Below are 16,504 nucleotides of genomic sequence, written 5' to 3' on the forward strand. Positions count from 1 at the left end.
GAGAGAACACATCGGCTGGTGGATCTGCCGGCGTGGAGGATCCGCCGGCGAGGACGAGGGGTGAACGACGACCATGGATCTCGGTACTGTCGACGACATCGTGCTTCCCGGCTCCCGCGCGGACCTTCCGCCAGGACGTGTGGACACTGCGGTCCTCGCGGGAGGTACCTGGCTGTTCTCGGAGAAGCAGGACCATCTGGCCACCCTCGTCGACATCACCGCCTTGGGCTGGGAGCCGTTGACAGTCACCGAGACCGGGCTCTCGATCGCCGCGACGTGCACCATCGAGACGCTGGCACGCTACACCTCTCCGTGGCCGGCCACCGCGCTGTTTCCCCGCTGCGCAGCAGCATTGTTGGCCTCGTTCAAGATCTGGAAGACCGCCACCGTCGGCGGCAACATCGCGCTGGCTCTTCCTGCCGGAGCGATGATCTCGTTGACCGCAGCCCTCGACGGCGTCGGGCAGGTGTGGTCGGGCGATGGCCCCGATCACGACTATCGCATCGCGATCGCAGACCTGGTCACGGGCCCGCACGCCAATGCCCTCCGACCGGGAGACGTGCTGCGCAGTATCGATGTTCCACTGCACGCTCTCCAGTCGCGAACGGCGATGCGCAAGCTCGCGCTGTCACCGCTCGGCCGATCGGCGGCCGTGGTGATCGGGCGGGTCGACGAGGGCGGCGAGTTCGTTCTGACCGTCAGCGCGTCGACCGTCCGTCCGTTCGTTCTGCGCTTCCCGGCCCTGCCGACGGCGGGCGAGCTCGACGACGCGCTCGCCGCCACCATCGGTCCCCAGCACTGGTACGACGACCCCCACGGGGCTCCGGACTGGCGGCGTCACATCAGTTGCACTGCAGCGCAGCAGATTCGCGAGGAGTTGTCATGATCGTAGACATCAACGGTGTGCCGACCGATGTCACTCCACGGCCAGGTCAGTGTCTGCGCACCATGCTCCGTGAACACGACCACTTCGAGGTGAAGAAGGGGTGCGACGCGGGCGACTGCGGCGCATGTTCGGTTCTCGTCGACGGTGAACCGGTGCATTCGTGCATCTTCCCCGCGTTCCGTGCAGCGAACCGGTCCGTCACCACCGTTGCGGGGCTCGGTACACCGGACGATCTCCATCCGATGCAGAGCCGGTTCGTCGAAGCCGCCGGATTCCAATGTGGGTTCTGCACTGCGGGAATGATCGTCACGGCCTCGACGCTGACCGAGGGCGATCTGGACGAGCTTCCCGAACGACTGAAGGGAAACCTGTGTCGCTGCACCGGGTATCGCGCCGTGTCCGACGCGGTCTGCGGAGTGGTCAACACCGAGAAGTCCGTCGACGGTCCGGCGTGTGGACGGTCCCTCGCGGCACCGGCAAGTACCCGCATCGTCACCGGAACCGAGCCGTACACACTCGACCACACCCCTCCCGGATTGCTGCACGCCAGTGTTCTCGGAAGTCCACATGCACATGCCCGGATCGTGTCCATCGATACCAGCGCGGCCGAGCAGGTGCCGGGCGTCGAGTTGATCCTGACTGCGAAAGACAGTCCGAGAACCGCGTTCTCGACGGCCCGACACGACCGCCGCGTCGACGATCCGGACGACACCCACGTTCTCGATACCGTCGTGCGCTTCATCGGCCAGCGAGTGGCGATCGTGGTAGCAGAATCGGTCGCGGCAGCCGAGGAAGGGTGCCGCGCTCTCGTCGTCGAGTACGACGTGCTGCCCGCAGTGTTCGATCCGGAGTCCGCGCTCGCCCACGATGCTCCGAAGATCCACGGCGACAAGGACGCGACGGCTCGGATCGCGGATCCGTCGCGCAATCTGGTGGCCGAGCTGCACGGCAGTACCGGGGACGTCGACGCGGGCGTCCGCGACGCAGCTGCGGTGGTCACCGGCCGCTGGACCACTCAGCGGATTCAGCACGTGCACCTGGAAACCCACGGCACCATCGGCTGGTTGGACGAGACCGGAAAGCTGAATCTGCGCACCAGCACTCAGGTTCCGTTTCTGGTGCGAGACGAGATCTGCGAGATCTTCGGCTTGGCACGCGATCGCGTCCGCGTGTTCACCGCGCGCGTCGGCGGCGGATTCGGCGGCAAGCAGGAGTTGCTCACCGAGGACGTGGTGGCGCTGGCGGTACTGCGTACCGGTAGACCGGTGCAGTTCGAGTTCACGCGCACGGACGAGTTCACCGTGTCGCCGTGTCGTCACCCGTTCCGTGTCGACGTCACCGCCGCCGCGAGCGCCGACGGTATCCTGACGGCCCTGTCGATCGACGTCCTCACCGACGCCGGTGCCTACGGGAACCACAGTGCCGGTGTGATGTTCCACGGCTGCGGCGAGTCGGTGGCGATCTACCGGTGCGCCAACAAGCGGGTCGACGCGAAAACCGTGTACACCAACAACATTCCGTCCGGAGCCTTCCGCGGTTACGGATTGGGGCAGGTGATGTTCGCGATCGAATCGGCGATGGACGATCTCGCCCGAGAGATCGACATCGATCCGTTCGAGTTCCGCAGGCGCAACGTGATCGTCCCCGGCGACGACATCGTCGCCGCCCACCACGAGGCGGACGATCTGCAGTTCGGCAGCTACGGCCTCGACCAGTGCATCGATCTGGCCGAAGCCGCTCTGCGACGCGGCAACGGCGAGCACGCACCGGCGGGATGGAAGGTCGGCGAAGGGATGGCGGTGGCCATGATCGCGACCATTCCGCCGCGCGGTCACCGCGCCGAGACCTCGGTGGCATTGCTGCCCGAGGGTCGGTACGAGATACGGGTCGGGACTGCAGAATTCGGCAACGGCACCACCACCGTCCACACTCAGATCGCGGCGAGTGAGCTGGGCACGTCCGTCGACCGCATCGGAGTCGATCAATCCGACACCGACTCGGTCACGTACGACACGGGCGCATTCGGTTCGGCGGGCACCGTGGTGGCGGGCAAGGCCCTGTACGCGGCGGTTCGCGCGATGTCGACTCGGATCCTCGAGTTGGCCGCCGCCGCGACCGGACACCGGAATTCGGACTGCACACTCGGACCGGAGGGGGTGCGCTGCGGAGATCGCTTCGTCACCCTCGACGACGTTCTGACGATGGCAGGAGGCACCCTCGTGACCGCGGGCAACAGTGGTGGGCTGCCGCGTTCGCTCGCGTTCAACGTGCACGCGTTCCGGGTGGCGGTGCACGAGGACACCGGTACCGTGAAAATACTGCAGTCGGTGCAGAGCGCGGACGCAGGAACCGTGATGAACCCGCAGCAGTGCCGTGGACAGGTCGAGGGTGGCGTCGCCCAGGCGATCGGGAGCGCACTGTACGAGGAGATTCGTACCGACGGTGCCGGTCTGGTCACCACCGATTCAATTCGCAGCTATCACGTTCCGCAGTTCGCGGACATTCCCCGCACCGAGGTACTGTTCGCCGACACCTACGACCGTCTGGGTCCCTTCGGTGCCAAGTCGATGAGCGAGTCTCCGTACAACCCCGTGGCACCGGCTCTGGCCAACGCGATCCGTGACGCCGTCGGTGCCCGACTGTACGACCTGCCCATGTCGTCGGACCGGGTGTGGCGTGCGGTCAGCGGTCGTAGAAGGTCTGCAGAATGATCGTGCTGCGTGTCCGCACGTTGGCGGTTGCTCGGATCTCCTGCAGCAGACGCTCGAGCGCCCTCGGCGACTCGACGCGTACCAGCAGGACGTAGCTTTCCTCACCGGCAACCGAGTGGCACGACTCGATGGCCGACAGATGCTTCAACCTGGCGGGGGCATCGTCCGGTTGCGCGGGATCGATCGGAGTGATGGCCACGAACGCCGACAGCGGCCGACCGAGGGCCTCCGGGTCGACCTGCGCCGTGTACCCACGGATCACGCGTCGGGACTCCAGCCGCCTGACTCTGGATTGAACGGCCGAGACGGACAGCGAAGCCTTCTCCGCCAACGTCGCCAGAGTGGCGCGTCCGTCGGAGACAAGCTCGTCGATGATCAAACGATCGACGCGATCGAGATTTTCACTCACCTGCGCAATGTAGCCCAGATCCCGAACGAATCAGCGGCCAGATCCGTTATCGCTGGTCGAATCGGTGCTTGTGCCTCTTTTCGATCGTCCGGCAGAGGTCACACGAAGAGCGGCGGTAGGGCGAGAACCATGACCGCCGACCAACTGACGTGCGTCAGGATCGGCGCCAGAATTCCGCCGGACGCACGCCGCTGCAGTCCCATCACGTACCCCAGAAGTACCGCGGCGAAGCCGAGCATCGGGTTGCCCGAGGCGAGGGTGGCGATCGCGTAGACGACCGTCGAGATGATGACCGGATGCCTGACGCCGATGGCCGCGTACAACGCTCCTCGGAAGAAGATCTCCTCGGCGACGCCGTTGAGCAGCGCGATGAACACGATGAGCACCAGCGAACCCACCCGAGCGTGCGCCAGTACGTTCTCGGTGAAGTCGGCGAGCGGCGGTATCTGCCGAACGACGAGTCCGCCGAGCATGAACACCCCACCGACGGCGAGGCCGATCAGGATGGGTGTGACGATCGGTCGCCTGATCGATCCCCCGACCTGGATGCGTCCGAGATGCAATGGGCCCGAGAGGAATCCACCTATCGTCCACACCGCCGCCAACACCAGGGTCAGTGCGTAGAACGCCGGATCGCCCGGCTCGACCTTGAGCGAGAAATAGAGCACCGTTGCACCGATCACCAGTGTGATCAGCACGATGATTCTCCGCTTGCGGAACGCTGCGTCGGACTCCTTGTGATCGCGCTCGACCGGGTCGACCAGAGCGGACTTCATCACGTTGAGCGCGGTCGTGGACCACGTTCCCATCACGCCTCCTCGGTATCGGTCAGTCGGCGCACGACCGACCTCGCGCGTCGATTCACGTCGGCCATCACGTCGAGATTGGTCCGCACCGCCGCCGCAACGGGCTTCGAGTACAGCAGTCGACGCCCACCGAGGGCTTCGATCAACCCCCACGTGCGGTCCGACGACGCCGCGACACCGCGACGCCTGATCCCCAGGGCGTCACCGCCGCTCCACGCCGCGTCGGTGTTCGCCAACCGAAGCGGATCCTTCAGGGCGCACACACCGGGAGGGTCACCCACCATTCCCCGCACACTACGGGCCATGGCGTCGGCAATCGTGGTGAGACCTCGGGGAGGGTCGGGAACGAGCTCGCGAATCCGACTCTCGGACGTCGTCATCGTGTTGTGCAGTGATCCGACGAGATCCTCGGCGAGTCCGGCGGGAACCGGAATGATCTTTCCGATCACCTTTCCTGCGAGCGAGGTCGGCACCAGCGGCACCGGAACGCCGATGCGCTGGAGACCGGCAGCCTCGACGTACGCGAACACCAGATCTCGATACGGCACCACATCCGGCCCACCGATGTCGTAGGAGCCCGCCGGAACCGTCTCGGCGTCGGCGGACGCCACCAGGTAGTGCAGCACGTCGTCGACGGCGATGGGCTGCACGGGCTCGGCCAGCCAACTCGGCAGCGGCAGCACCGGCAAGCGGTCCGCGAGGTAACGCAACATCTCGTACGACGTCGAGCCGGCACCGAGGACGATGGCCGCTCTGAGCCAGACCAGCTCGACGCCGTCCACCGTCAGTGCCTCGCCGACGTCCGCCCGGCTCGCGAGGTGCTCCGACAGATGGTCGTCGTCGGGTACGAAACCGCCGAGGTAGACGATTCGGCGTACTCCCGCACGGGCGGCCGCGGCTGCGAACTGCTCGGCGGATCGTCGGTCCTGCGCGCGGTAATCCGACTCGCCGATGGCGTGAACGAGGTAGTAGGCGACATCGATGTCACCGGATTCCGCGAACGCGGCCGCGCAGGACCGTTCGTCGGTGACGTCGAGCGAGACTGCGGTGACGGAGTCGAAGAAGTCGAAGGTCCGCAGGTTGTCCGGCGTTCGGGAGCCGACGACGACGTCGGCATCGTCGGCCAGCAGCGCTGCCACCAACCGCGACCCGATGTATCCGCTGGCACCGGTGACGAGAGCTCTCATGCGTCGAGGCTAACGGCACTCGGGGCGTGGTGTCGGTGTGGCATTGTCGCTCCTATGGCTCTGGTCTTGGCAGGCGTGGTTCTCCCCGATCCCCTCGGTACCGAAACGGTGCTCCGGCGCGGAGTCGCGGTAGCGCGGGCCGGAGCGGGCTGGATGCTCACCACGACCGCTTTCGCGGTTACCCTCCCCGGCCGAATCGAAGCACTGCTGACGCGTATTGAGATGTTGATGACACGCATCGATCACGTGATCGACTCCGCCGACGCCGTGGTCGCCAGCGTGCAGCGGACAACCGGTGCCGCGGACGACGTGGTCGCCTCGGCATCGGTCGCCTCGCACACCGCGCTCGAACTGATCGAGTTGTTCGATCCCATCGCCAAGAAATCCGAACCCATGGCCCGCAAGTTCGTCGACAACCTCTCGGAGGAGGAAGTCGACGCAGCGATCGCCATGGTCGATCAGCTGCCTGGACTCCTCGCTCACATGGAAGCGCTGCTTCCCATCCTCGCCACCCTCGACACGGTGTCCCCCGAGATTCACGAGCTGCTCGGAGTCACCAAGGACGTCCGGCGCGCGGTCATCGGAATCCCCGGATTCAAGTTCTTCCGAAACCGCGGCGAGGACAAGCTGGCCGACGAAGAGCGATTCGAGGACTGACCCCTACTTGACGAAGGCGAACTCTTCGCCTGCGTGGAACCGGGCGAGGGTCTCCGAGATCGATCGCCGTGACGGCGGATGAAAAGCAAAGGCGTGCAATGCCGCTGCGACATAAGCGATTTCGGGTGACTTGATGAAGCCGATCCCGCCCAACGATTCGACCGCAGCGGAACTGCCCCGCACCAGAGCGTCGCGAACGGCGATGCGGTTGAACAACAACCTCACCGAGATGTCCTGCCCGCGTTCACCTTCGTCGAAGGCGCGGGCCACGTTCTCGATCGCCGCCATCGACGTCTCCAGTTCGGCCGCCGCGCGAGCGTATCCCTCGTAGTCGCCTTTGTCCTGCTCGATCATGCGCTCGAGCAGAGACGTCGCTGCACCGATGTAGTTGGCCGAGATCAGCATGCCGAACCAGAGGTATCCGGTCATCTCGTGCACGCCGTCGGGGTCGTCGTCCTTGTTCGGCAGAACCAGACTGGCAGGCACTTCGACGTCCTCGAGCAGGACCTCTTCGCTCTGCGCGCCGGCCAGGATGTCGGTGGTCCAGAACGGCTTCACGCTCATTCCCGGGAGACTTGCCGGGATCAGGGCGACGGCACGGTCGCCGGAGTCGATCTCCACGCTGCAGGTCAGCAGATCCATCGATCGTGCCAGGCTGCACGGCTTCTTGCTGCCGTTGACGATGTAGTTCTCGCCCTTCTTCACCGCGGTCATCGTCGGGATGAACACACTCCCGCCGGTCACGCCCTCCGAGAATCCGGAGGCGACGATCGCCTTCTGTTCGACCAGTCCCTTGATCAAGGCACGGTCGTCCTCGGTGGCACCGCGAGCGAATTCCGTCAGCGAGGCGACCGAGAGATGGTGCATCGTGGTTCCCGCACCCAGAGAGGGCGACCGCGACCCGATGGCCCGCTGCGCCCGGACCGCGTCGATGGCCGGAGCACCGAGACCCCCGAGTTCGGTCGGAACCACCAAACCGGTGCCACCGAATTCTCGAAACTTGTCGATCGCGTCCGACTCACGCGACTCGAGTCGATCCAGCGGGGTTGTGTCCAGATAGTGCATCAAACCCGGCATGTACTTCTCGAGGGTTTCCCTTTCGCGCACCATTAATCCAGTCACAGTTCTTCTCCTTGTGTCACTAATCGATTGTGTGCCACTGATTGATTGCGTCTACGCCGTTTTTGTGCCATCACTCGATCGCGACAAATCGGTCGTAATCCATAATCACAGCGGTGGAGCAGGTGAATTCGCGCTGACCATCGACGATACCCTGTGACCTGCACAGATAAACTAAAGATATCGTAAAATCTTGGCGATCAAAAAATACCGAGATCATTTTTTCGGGCCGTTTTACCGACTGATTTCCGTTGCGAAAGCGTCTATCGAAACATCGAATATTCTTTCGTCGAATACCGATCGATGTCGCCGCCGGCTCCGAATCAACCCATGAATTCGCGACGAACCACAATCGACTCTGTGAGGAGTTCTGGTACACGATGGTTGTCAACAGATTGATGAAACGACTCGGCGGCGACGAACGCGTGGATTTGCTGCGGGCCGTCCGAGAAGCCGATGTGGTCCCCTACTTCCGCAAGATGGAATCGGCTGTCGCTCCCGTCGTTCGCGTCGAGGGCGAAGACAAGATCATGCTCGGTTCCAACAACTACCTCGGCATCGCCGACCACCCGAAGGTGGTCGAGGGTGCTCAGCACGCACTCGACACGTTCGGCAGTGCCGTCACCGGAAGTCGCCTGCTCAACGGCACCCTGGACCTCCACCTCGAACTCGAACACGAGATCGCCCAGTGGCACGGAACCGACGACGCACTCGTCTTCACCACCGGCTACCAGACGAATCTCGGAACGATCAGCGCGATCGTCGGCCCCAGTGACACGGTGATCGTCGATTCTGCAGCCCACGCCTCGATCCGCGACGGCAGCGCGCTCTCCGGAGCGTCGGTGGTCAAGTTCAAGCACAACGACATGGCCGATCTCGAGGCCCGACTCCAGCAGCCCGTCGTCGACGACGGGGCCGTGCTGGTCATCGTCGACGGCCTCTACTCCATGGAGGGCGACCTCGCACCGCTCGATGCCGTCTCCGAGCTGTGTATCCGTTATCACGCGGCACTGATGGTCGACGAAGCCCACAGCCTCGGCATCTACGGGCCCCAACTCACCGGAGCCGCCGAGCTGTTCGGCATCACCAGGGACGTCGACGTCACGATGGCGTCACTGTCGAAGAGCCCCAGCTCCACCGGCGGGTTCGTCACCGGATCGAGTGATCTGATCGACACCCTGCGAGTCAAGGCCCGCGCCTTCCTGTTCACGACTTCCGGCGTGCCTGCTGCGGTGGGAGCCGCGCTGGCTTCGGTCAAGCTGATCCGCAGCGACGAGGGCAAGGATCGGGCTCGGCGCGTCCTCGACAACGCCGAGATGCTGCGCGGCGGATTGCAGTCGGCCGGGCTCGACGTAGCCGGTAGATCAGCGACCCCGCACGGAGACACGGCCTCACCGATCGTCTCACTCCACGTCGGCGACGATCTGGTGGCCATGAGTCTGTGGAAGAACCTCTACGACCGCGGCATCTTCACCAGCGCCGCCTTGCACCCCGCGGTGCCGAAATCCGGTGCGATACTGCGCCTGTGTGTGATGGCAACACACACCGAACAACAGCTGTCGACCGCAACGGACCACATCGTCGACGCCGTGGCCGGACTACCCGGATGACTGAGCACACCCGCGGTCTCCGTATTGCGGTCACCGGTGCCACCAGCGATTTCGCAGCCGCGATCCTGCCCAGATTGTTCGACGACCCCGAGGTGGACACGGTCGTCGGCATCGCCCGTCGGCCTGCGCGAATACAACACCCCAAGTTCACCTCCGTCCGATCGGACATCCGGTCGCCGGAACTCGAGACGCTGTTCGACGGCTGCGATGCCGTCCTGCATCTGGCGTTCGTCGTCGAGGAGCTCAGGGACAAGACCGAAACTCACGACATCAACCTGCGCGGCTCACGCAACGTGATCGACTCGGCGTACCGAGCGGGCGTCGCGCGGGTGGTGATCGCGTCGAGCATCAACGCGTACGGTGCCGACATCGCACCGGAACCGCTCACCGAGAACACCTATCCCACAGGTGACCCGGGCCGCTACTACTTCTATGACAAGGCCGAGGTGGAGCACTACGCGGAGTGGTGGCTGCGCAGACACCCCGAGGAGATGGCCATCTCCATGCTGCGGTGCACCTACATCGTCGGACCCGACTTCTCCAACGACGGAATCGATCAGTTCACCGGCCCGGTGGGAGCCTTTCCCGACGCGGATCGCGCGTCGTATCAATTCCTGTATCAGGACGACATGGCCGACGCGTTCCACCGAGCCGCGAAGACCGACCTCGTCGGCCCGTACAACCTCGGTCCGGTGGACTGGGTCGGTGTACGCGAACTCGCCGCGATGCAGGGGCAGGTGATGTTCGACGTTCCCCAGAAGGCCGCGACCCACGTCGCGAACGTGGCGTTTCGGCTGGGCCTGACGCCCTTCTCCGGGCAGTGGGTGACACCGGGCGAACCGATCGTCGACTCCTCTGCCCTCGGCCGCGCCACCGGCTGGGCACCGACTCTCACGGCACACGAGAGCGCGGCGGTGATGATTCTGTTACAAGGCAAGCCGCTGCTTCGGCGCGGTGACGCCCTCGCACGCGGCATCGCCTGCGAAGCCGCCCTACGCCCGGCCTCCGAGGCGGTGGAGCTGGGCCGCGCGGACCTCGCGGCCCTGCAGATCGACCATCGACAGCTCGATACCGGTCACGGAAGCGTGCACGTCGAGATCCATCGGTCGTCCACGGGATCCGATCGTTCCGTCGTACTTCTCGCGGACACCGGTACGCACGGGCGGTATCTGACGACGTTGGCGTCGGACATCGCGGCCGGAGGCGTCGATGTCGTCGTGCTCGATCTCCCCGGGCATGGCTTGAGTACGGGTCGGCGCGGTCGATCGTCGGCGGCGCAGACCACCGCCGCCGTGGATGCGGCATCACGGTTCGCTCGGGTGGAACTCGACACCGCGCCGGTCACGGTGCGCAGCGGTGTTCGCCACGCGGCGGACACGCTGATCGGCGGTATCGTCCGGCGGGCGACCGGCTGGACGACGATGGACGAGCCCAGCCGATCCGACGGCCTGCTGCCGGACCGGACTCGCGTCGACGGGACCTCGAGCATTCCGTTCGTGTCGACCGCCGCCGATGTACTGGCCCTGTGCGCTACGACACCGGGCCTCAGCGCCGCCGGATGAACCTGCTGCCGATACGTGTCCACCACGACGGTCGGCCGACGCCCGTTGTCGTCGCACCGGACGTCCGGGCCGCCTGAGCGGCGTGCTCGCGCGCGAGTCGGTCGACCTCGGCGCGGTTGATCCGCCAACTCTCCATCCAGGTCTCGACGTCCACCGGGCCGAGCGGCACGACCGGCGGCGTCGGGAACCGAATCCAGTCGACGATGCGAGCATTCAACTCGTCCAGCACATCTCGCGCCGAGTCCTCGCGCCGGATGGCGATGAGCGTCGACGGCAGCCGCTCGATCTCCTTGCGCAGCTGCAAAGCGGTCGGCAGCAGTGCGTCGGCGGGCAGGTTCTCCCTCTTCAGAAAGCCTCGCACCCACCACAACTCGTCACCGGGATCCCCCATCGGGATCGGCTTGCCGGTCCCTTCCAGATTCTCGAACGCGCCGTTTTCCTGCGCCTGACGTATCTGTTTGTCCACCCAGGACTCGAACGTGACTCCTGGTTCCTTGCGCTCGGTCACCCCACCGACTGTAGATCCGTGGCTGCGCCGTTCGCCAGATCCGAACACGAAGAAGCCCCGGACCGGTGTGCGGGCCGGGGCCGGGGCCGGGGTCGCGACGGTGTCGGGTCAGCCGTACTCGGCGACCAATCGATCGAATTCGTCACGGTCGATGACCTGTGGCTCGTTGATCGCGAGCGCCTGCGCGTACTTGCTCGCCAGGTGGTAGTCACGACCGAGCGGCCCCTGCTCGGCATCGTCCTCGTCGGATTGGATGCTTGCGCCCGGAGGCACCTCGTTCTGCAGTCCGTTGGTCTTGCTGCCGAGCAGAGCGTCGAGTTTCGCGGAAATCTTCTGCATGATCTCTTGGTCGTCGGTCATGGGAGGGGTGTACCCGAATCGCTCGAATCGACACCGCTGCACGATCGGAGAACCGCGTGAGGATTATCTGTCGGTGCCCGGGGGCATGATGATGGGATGGCCAGGCACAGTACGGGCACCGACGTAGCGGGCGAGCTGTCGGTGATGGAGAAGTTGTCGCGGCCGACCCGGGAGTGGTTCTCCGGCGCTTTTCCTGCTCCCACATCCGCGCAGTTGGGCGCGTGGTCGTCGATCTCGAGTGGTTCGCACACTCTCGTGGTGGCGCCGACGGGTTCGGGCAAGACGCTCTCGGCCTTCCTGTGGGCCTTGGACGAGCTGGCGCAACTGGGTGCGGACAGCACTCGCAAGACCAAGGTCCTCTACATCTCGCCACTCAAGGCCCTTGCCGTCGACGTCGAACGCAACCTGCGTGCGCCACTGGTCGGCATCACCCAGACCGCCAAGCGCCTCGGCCTGAACCCACCCGAGATCTCGGTCGGTGTGCGGTCCGGCGACACCAGCGCCGCCGACCGCAGAAACATGATCAAGACTCCGCCGGACATTCTGATCACCACTCCGGAATCGCTGTTCCTCATGCTCACCTCGGCCGCCCGCGACATCCTCGCCGAGGTCGACACCGTGATCGTCGACGAGGTTCACGCCGTGGCAGGCACCAAACGCGGCGCGCATCTGGCGGTGTCCCTGGAACGGCTCGACGCGATGCTGGACAAGCCCGCCCAGCGCATCGGCCTGTCCGCGACGGTGCGACCGCACGAGGAGGTGGGCCGTTTCCTGGCCGGGGCGGCCCCCATCGAGATCGTCGCACCACCCGCTCCGAAAACCTTCGATCTGACGGTCCAGGTGCCGGTGGAGGACATGACCGAACTGGGCGTCACCGATCCGAACGCCGACACCTCCGCCGCTCCCCCGGCGCAGGGCTCGATCTGGCCGCACGTCGAGGAGAAGATGGTCGATCTCATCCTCGAGCACAAATCGTGCATCGTCTTCGCCAATTCCCGTCGCCTCGCCGAACGGCTCACCGCGCGGCTCAACGAGGTGTACGCCGAGCGGATCGGCGAGGGCGTGGAGACGCAACACAAGCCGCCCTCGCAGGTCGGCACTCCGAACGACGTCAACCACGGTGCCGATCCGTTGCTGGCCCGGGCCCACCACGGCAGCGTCAGCAAGGACCAACGCGCACTGATCGAGGACGACCTCAAGACCGGCAGGCTGCGCTGCGTCGTGGCCACCAGCAGCCTCGAGCTCGGAATCGACATGGGCGCAGTCGATCTGGTCGTTCAGGTCGAAGCACCGCCATCGGTGGCCAGCGGTCTGCAGCGCGTCGGACGCGCAGGCCACCAGGTCGGCGAGATCTCCAAGGGCGTGTTGTTCCCCAAGCATCGAACCGACCTGATCCACTGCGCGGTCACGGTCGAACGCATGACGTCGGGCAAGATCGAGGCGTTGTTCGTTCCCGCCAACCCTCTCGACGTCCTGGCGCAGCAGACCGTGGCAGCCTGCGCCCTCGAACCGATCGACGCCGAGGATTGGTTCGACTCGGTCCGTCGCACAGGCAGTTTCGCCACGCTGCCCCGATCCGCCTACGAGTCGACTCTCGACCTGCTCTCGGGCCGCTACCCCTCCGACGAGTTCGCAGAACTTCGCCCGCGGTTGGTGTGGGACCGCGACGCCAACACTCTCACCGGCCGCCCCGGGTCGCAGCGACTGGCCGTCACCTCTGGCGGCACCATCCCCGACCGCGGACTGTTCACCGTCTACATGGTCGGTGAAAAGCAGTCCAGGGTAGGCGAACTCGACGAGGAAATGGTCTACGAATCGCGAGTGGGTGATGTGTTCGCACTCGGTGCCACCAGCTGGCGCATCGAGGAGATCACCCACGATCGGGTGCTCGTCAGCCCGGCGTACGGCCAACCCGGCCGGCTCCCCTTCTGGCACGGCGACGGTCTCGGTCGACCGGCCGAACTGGGCCAGGCGCTGGGCGAATTCCTGCGAAGCACCACCGATCGCAGCGACCTCGCCGAGCGACTGAGCTCCGACGGTCTCGACGCCAACGCCGTCAACAACCTCATCGCCTTGCTCGACGAGCAACTCGAGGCGACGGGGCAACTGCCCACCGACAAGACGATGATCGTCGAGCGGTTCCGCGACGAACTGGGCGACTGGCGGCTCGTGCTGCATTCCACCTACGGTCAGCAGGTACACGCGCCGTGGGCCCTCGCAGTCGGCGCGAGACTGATCGAGCGCTACGGCATCGACGCCGCTCCTACTGCATCCGACGACGGCATCATCGTCCGGCTCCCCGACACCGACGACCAGCCGCCGGGCGCAGAACTGTTCGTGTTCGAGCGCGACGAGATCGCCGACATCGTCACAGAGCAGGTCGGCGGGTCGGCGTTGTTCGCATCGAGATTTCGCGAATGTGCCGCGCGCGCACTGCTTCTCCCCCGCCGAAACCCGGGCAAACGCGCGCCGTTGTGGCAGCAGCGCCAGCGTTCGGCTCAGCTGCTCGACGTGGCACGCAAGTACCCGACGTTCCCGATCCTGCTCGAAACCGTCCGCGAGTGCCTGCAGGACGTCTACGACCTTCCTGCCCTCGAGGACATCCTGGCCCGCATCGGCCGACGCCAGATCAGAATCGTCGATGTCGAAACGCCGTCACCGTCACCGTTCGCCAATTCGCTGTTGTTCAACTACGTCGGCGCATTCATGTACGAGGGCGACAGCCCGTTGGCCGAACGCCGTGCCGCCGCACTGTCACTCGACTCGGCGCTCCTCGCCGAACTGCTCGGACGCGTCGAGCTGCGAGAGCTGCTCGACGACAGCGTCATCACCACCACCGAACTCGAACTGCAGCGTCTTCCCGAGGACCGTCACGCCAAGGACATCGAAGGCGTGGCCGACCTGCTACGCCTGCTCGGACCGTTGACCGTGGACGAAGTCGGCCTGCGCACCGACGGCGACGAATATCCGCAGTGGCTCGCCGAACTCGCCGACGCCAAACGGGCGATGGAGGTCTCGTTCGCCGGCCGGAACTGGTGGACGGCCATCGAGGACGCCGCTCGATTGCGCGATGCGTTGGGCGTCCCGCTTCCCATCGGTACTCCGGCCGCCTTCATCGAACCCGTCGACGATCCGCTGGTGGACCTGATCAGCCGGTATGCCCGAACCCACGGACCGTTCACCCTCGACGACGCAGCGGCGCGCTTCGGGGTCGGCACCGCCGTGGTACGCGACGTCCTACGCAGACTCGCCGTCGACAAGCGCGTCGTCGAGGGCGAATTCCGGCCCGGTGCCACGGGTAGCGAATGGTGCGACGCCGAGGTACTTCGGCGACTGCGGCGGCGGTCGCTGGCTGCGGCCCGGCAGGAGGTCGAACCCGTCTCCACCGCCACCCTGGGCCGCTTCCTGCCCGCGTGGCAGCACGTGGACAGCCGACGCCTGAGCGGGATCGACGGCGTCGCGACCGTCATCGAACAGCTTGCGGGCGTTCCTGTTCCGGCATCGGCGTGGGAATCTCTCGTGCTCTCGTCGCGGGTGACCGACTACAGTCCGGCGATGCTCGACGAGCTCACCTCGACCGGCGAGGTGCTGTGGTCCGGACACGGCGCGATCTCGTCGAAGGACGGCTGGGTGAGCCTGCACATGGCCGACACCGCACCACTGACCCTGGTGCCTGCAGCCGAGTCCGATCTGTCGGAACTGCAGATTCGCATTCAGGACGCCGTCGCGGGGGGCGGTGCGTACTTCTTCCGGCAGCTGTCCGACACCGTCGGCAGTACCGACGACACCGCACTGCAGGCTGCACTGTGGGAGCTGGTGTGGGCTGGTCGTCTGAGCAACGACACATTCGCTCCGCTTCGTGCGCTGCTGAACTCCACGACCACCCGCTCGGCCCCGAGTCATCGTGCACCTCGCCGTACACCGCGGTTGCGCTCGTACCGACAATTCGAGCGTCCCTCGCTCCCGACCCGAACCGGACCGCCGACGGCGGGTGGGCGATGGTCACGATTGCCCGAGCTCGAACCCGACCTCACCGTCCGTGCACACGCGACCGCCGACGTCCTGCTCGAACGCTACGGCGTGGTGACCCGCGGTTCGGTGATGAACGAAGGTGTGCCCGGCGGCTTCGCCACGATGTACAAGGTGCTCACCGGATTCGAGGATTCCGGTCGATGCCGTCGGGGCTACTTCGTCGACTCACTCGGCGGTGCGCAGTTCTCCACCTCCGACGTGGTCGACCGATTACGCAGCTACGACGAACCGAAGAAGAACGCCAGCGCTGTCGTACTCGCGTCGTGCGATCCGGCCAACCCCTACGGCGGAGCACTGCCCTGGCCGAAAGCCGGCAGCGGCGAGGCCGGTGTCGGAGATACGCCGGACGAGACGACGAAGCATCGGCCGGGCCGAAAGGCCGGTGCACTGGTCGTCCTCGTTCGGGGCGAGTTGACGATGTTCGTCGAACGCGGCGGGAAGTCGGTGCTCACGTTCGGTGAGAACGCCGACGACATCGGCGCTGCAGCAACCGCATTGGCGGCCACCGTTCGCCGCGGCGGAGTCGACAAGCTACTCGTCGAGCGGATCAACGGTCACGACATCCACGGCACCGACTTCGCCAAGACCTTGACCGAAGCAGGTTTCTCGGCGACCCCACGCGGACTTCGCCTGCGTCGCTGATTGCCCACTGCCTGC

The 16,504-nt window shown here is 65.6% G+C and carries 12 protein-coding genes; 6 read left to right on the forward strand and 6 right to left on the reverse strand.

Annotated elements, in window-relative coordinates:
• Positions 1 to 73: 73 nt before the first annotated feature.
• Complete coding sequence (locus CH274_RS20680) at positions 74 to 886, forward strand: FAD binding domain-containing protein (RefSeq protein ID WP_032397431.1); 813 nt, start codon at positions 74 to 76, stop codon at positions 884 to 886.
• Positions 883 to 3,597 carry a molybdopterin-dependent oxidoreductase gene (locus CH274_RS20685; RefSeq protein ID WP_094658825.1) on the forward strand — a complete coding sequence of 905 codons (2,715 nt, stop codon included), beginning with the start codon at positions 883 to 885 and terminating at the stop codon, positions 3,595 to 3,597. The genes CH274_RS20680 and CH274_RS20685 overlap by 4 nt, the downstream gene beginning before the upstream one ends.
• Here CH274_RS20685 and CH274_RS20690 read toward each other — a convergent pair.
• From CH274_RS20690 to CH274_RS20700, 3 genes are all read right to left on the reverse strand, one after another.
• Positions 3,569 to 4,006 carry an Lrp/AsnC family transcriptional regulator gene (locus CH274_RS20690; protein WP_032397433.1) on the reverse strand — a complete coding sequence of 146 codons (438 nt, stop codon included), beginning with the start codon at positions 4,004 to 4,006 and terminating at the stop codon, positions 3,569 to 3,571. The genes CH274_RS20685 and CH274_RS20690 overlap by 29 nt on opposite strands.
• Before the next feature lie 98 nt (positions 4,007 to 4,104).
• The gene (locus tag CH274_RS20695; RefSeq protein ID WP_032397434.1) at positions 4,105 to 4,815 is read right to left on the reverse strand and encodes a CPBP family intramembrane glutamic endopeptidase; all 711 of its coding nucleotides are present in this window, start codon (positions 4,813 to 4,815) and stop codon (positions 4,105 to 4,107) included.
• On the reverse strand, positions 4,815 to 5,999 hold the full coding sequence (locus tag CH274_RS20700) for an NAD(P)H-binding protein (RefSeq protein ID WP_094658827.1): 1,185 nt from the start codon (positions 5,997 to 5,999) through the stop codon (positions 4,815 to 4,817). The genes CH274_RS20695 and CH274_RS20700 overlap by 1 nt, the downstream gene beginning before the upstream one ends.
• Positions 6,000 to 6,053: 54 nt before the next feature.
• Here CH274_RS20700 and CH274_RS20705 point away from each other — a divergent pair, with 54 nt between their 5' ends.
• On the forward strand, positions 6,054 to 6,656 hold the full coding sequence (locus tag CH274_RS20705; RefSeq protein ID WP_094658829.1) for a ribulose 1,5-bisphosphate carboxylase large subunit: 603 nt from the start codon (positions 6,054 to 6,056) through the stop codon (positions 6,654 to 6,656).
• 3 nt (positions 6,657 to 6,659) lie between these two features.
• Here CH274_RS20705 and CH274_RS20710 read toward each other — a convergent pair whose 3' ends face one another.
• Positions 6,660 to 7,778: an acyl-CoA dehydrogenase family protein gene (locus CH274_RS20710; RefSeq protein ID WP_032397437.1), complete on the reverse strand. Its 1,119-nt coding sequence runs from the start codon at positions 7,776 to 7,778 to the stop codon at positions 6,660 to 6,662.
• A gap of 377 nt (positions 7,779 to 8,155) precedes the next feature.
• Between CH274_RS20710 and CH274_RS20715 the strand changes: the two genes are divergently transcribed.
• Both CH274_RS20715 and CH274_RS20720 read left to right on the forward strand, forming a co-directional pair.
• Positions 8,156 to 9,385 (forward strand): aminotransferase class I/II-fold pyridoxal phosphate-dependent enzyme, encoded by a 1,230-nt coding sequence (locus CH274_RS20715; RefSeq protein ID WP_094658831.1) that lies wholly within the window; start codon positions 8,156 to 8,158, stop codon positions 9,383 to 9,385.
• The gene (locus CH274_RS20720; protein ID WP_094658833.1) at positions 9,382 to 10,947 is read left to right on the forward strand and encodes an NAD-dependent epimerase/dehydratase family protein; all 1,566 of its coding nucleotides are present in this window, start codon (positions 9,382 to 9,384) and stop codon (positions 10,945 to 10,947) included. The genes CH274_RS20715 and CH274_RS20720 overlap by 4 nt, the downstream gene beginning before the upstream one ends.
• Here CH274_RS20720 and CH274_RS20725 read toward each other — a convergent pair.
• Both CH274_RS20725 and CH274_RS20730 read right to left on the reverse strand, forming a co-directional pair.
• Positions 10,931 to 11,455, reverse strand: a complete 525-nt coding sequence (locus CH274_RS20725) for a J-domain-containing protein (RefSeq protein ID WP_094658835.1) — start codon at positions 11,453 to 11,455, stop codon at positions 10,931 to 10,933. The genes CH274_RS20720 and CH274_RS20725 overlap by 17 nt on opposite strands.
• Before the next feature lie 108 nt (positions 11,456 to 11,563).
• Positions 11,564 to 11,815, reverse strand: a complete 252-nt coding sequence (locus CH274_RS20730) for a hypothetical protein (protein WP_032397441.1) — start codon at positions 11,813 to 11,815, stop codon at positions 11,564 to 11,566.
• A gap of 96 nt (positions 11,816 to 11,911) precedes the next feature.
• Here CH274_RS20730 and CH274_RS20735 point away from each other — a divergent pair, with 96 nt between their 5' ends.
• Positions 11,912 to 16,489, forward strand: coding sequence for an ATP-dependent helicase (locus tag CH274_RS20735; RefSeq protein ID WP_373453939.1), 4,578 nt, complete (start codon positions 11,912 to 11,914; stop codon positions 16,487 to 16,489).
• The last annotated feature ends 15 nt before the right edge of the window (positions 16,490 to 16,504 follow it).

This window comes from Rhodococcus sp. 06-418-5 (assembly GCF_002258285.1).
GTDB lineage: Bacteria > Actinomycetota > Actinomycetes > Mycobacteriales > Mycobacteriaceae > Rhodococcoides.

Coding starts and splice junctions, on each gene's coding strand:
- CH274_RS20720 (WP_094658833.1), top strand. CDS start 9,382: ATGACTGAGCACACCCGCGGTCTCCGTATTGCGGTCACCGGTGCCACC.
- CH274_RS20705 (WP_094658829.1), top strand. CDS start 6,054: ATGGCTCTGGTCTTGGCAGGCGTGGTTCTCCCCGATCCCCTCGGTACC.
- CH274_RS20700 (WP_094658827.1), bottom strand. CDS start 5,999: ATGAGAGCTCTCGTCACCGGTGCCAGCGGATACATCGGGTCGCGGTTG.
- CH274_RS20685 (WP_094658825.1), top strand. CDS start 883: ATGATCGTAGACATCAACGGTGTGCCGACCGATGTCACTCCACGGCCA.
- CH274_RS20735 (WP_373453939.1), top strand. CDS start 11,912: ATGGCCAGGCACAGTACGGGCACCGACGTAGCGGGCGAGCTGTCGGTG.
- CH274_RS20695 (WP_032397434.1), bottom strand. CDS start 4,815: ATGGGAACGTGGTCCACGACCGCGCTCAACGTGATGAAGTCCGCTCTG.
- CH274_RS20680 (WP_032397431.1), top strand. CDS start 74: ATGGATCTCGGTACTGTCGACGACATCGTGCTTCCCGGCTCCCGCGCG.
- CH274_RS20715 (WP_094658831.1), top strand. CDS start 8,156: ATGGTTGTCAACAGATTGATGAAACGACTCGGCGGCGACGAACGCGTG.
- CH274_RS20730 (WP_032397441.1), bottom strand. CDS start 11,815: ATGACCGACGACCAAGAGATCATGCAGAAGATTTCCGCGAAACTCGAC.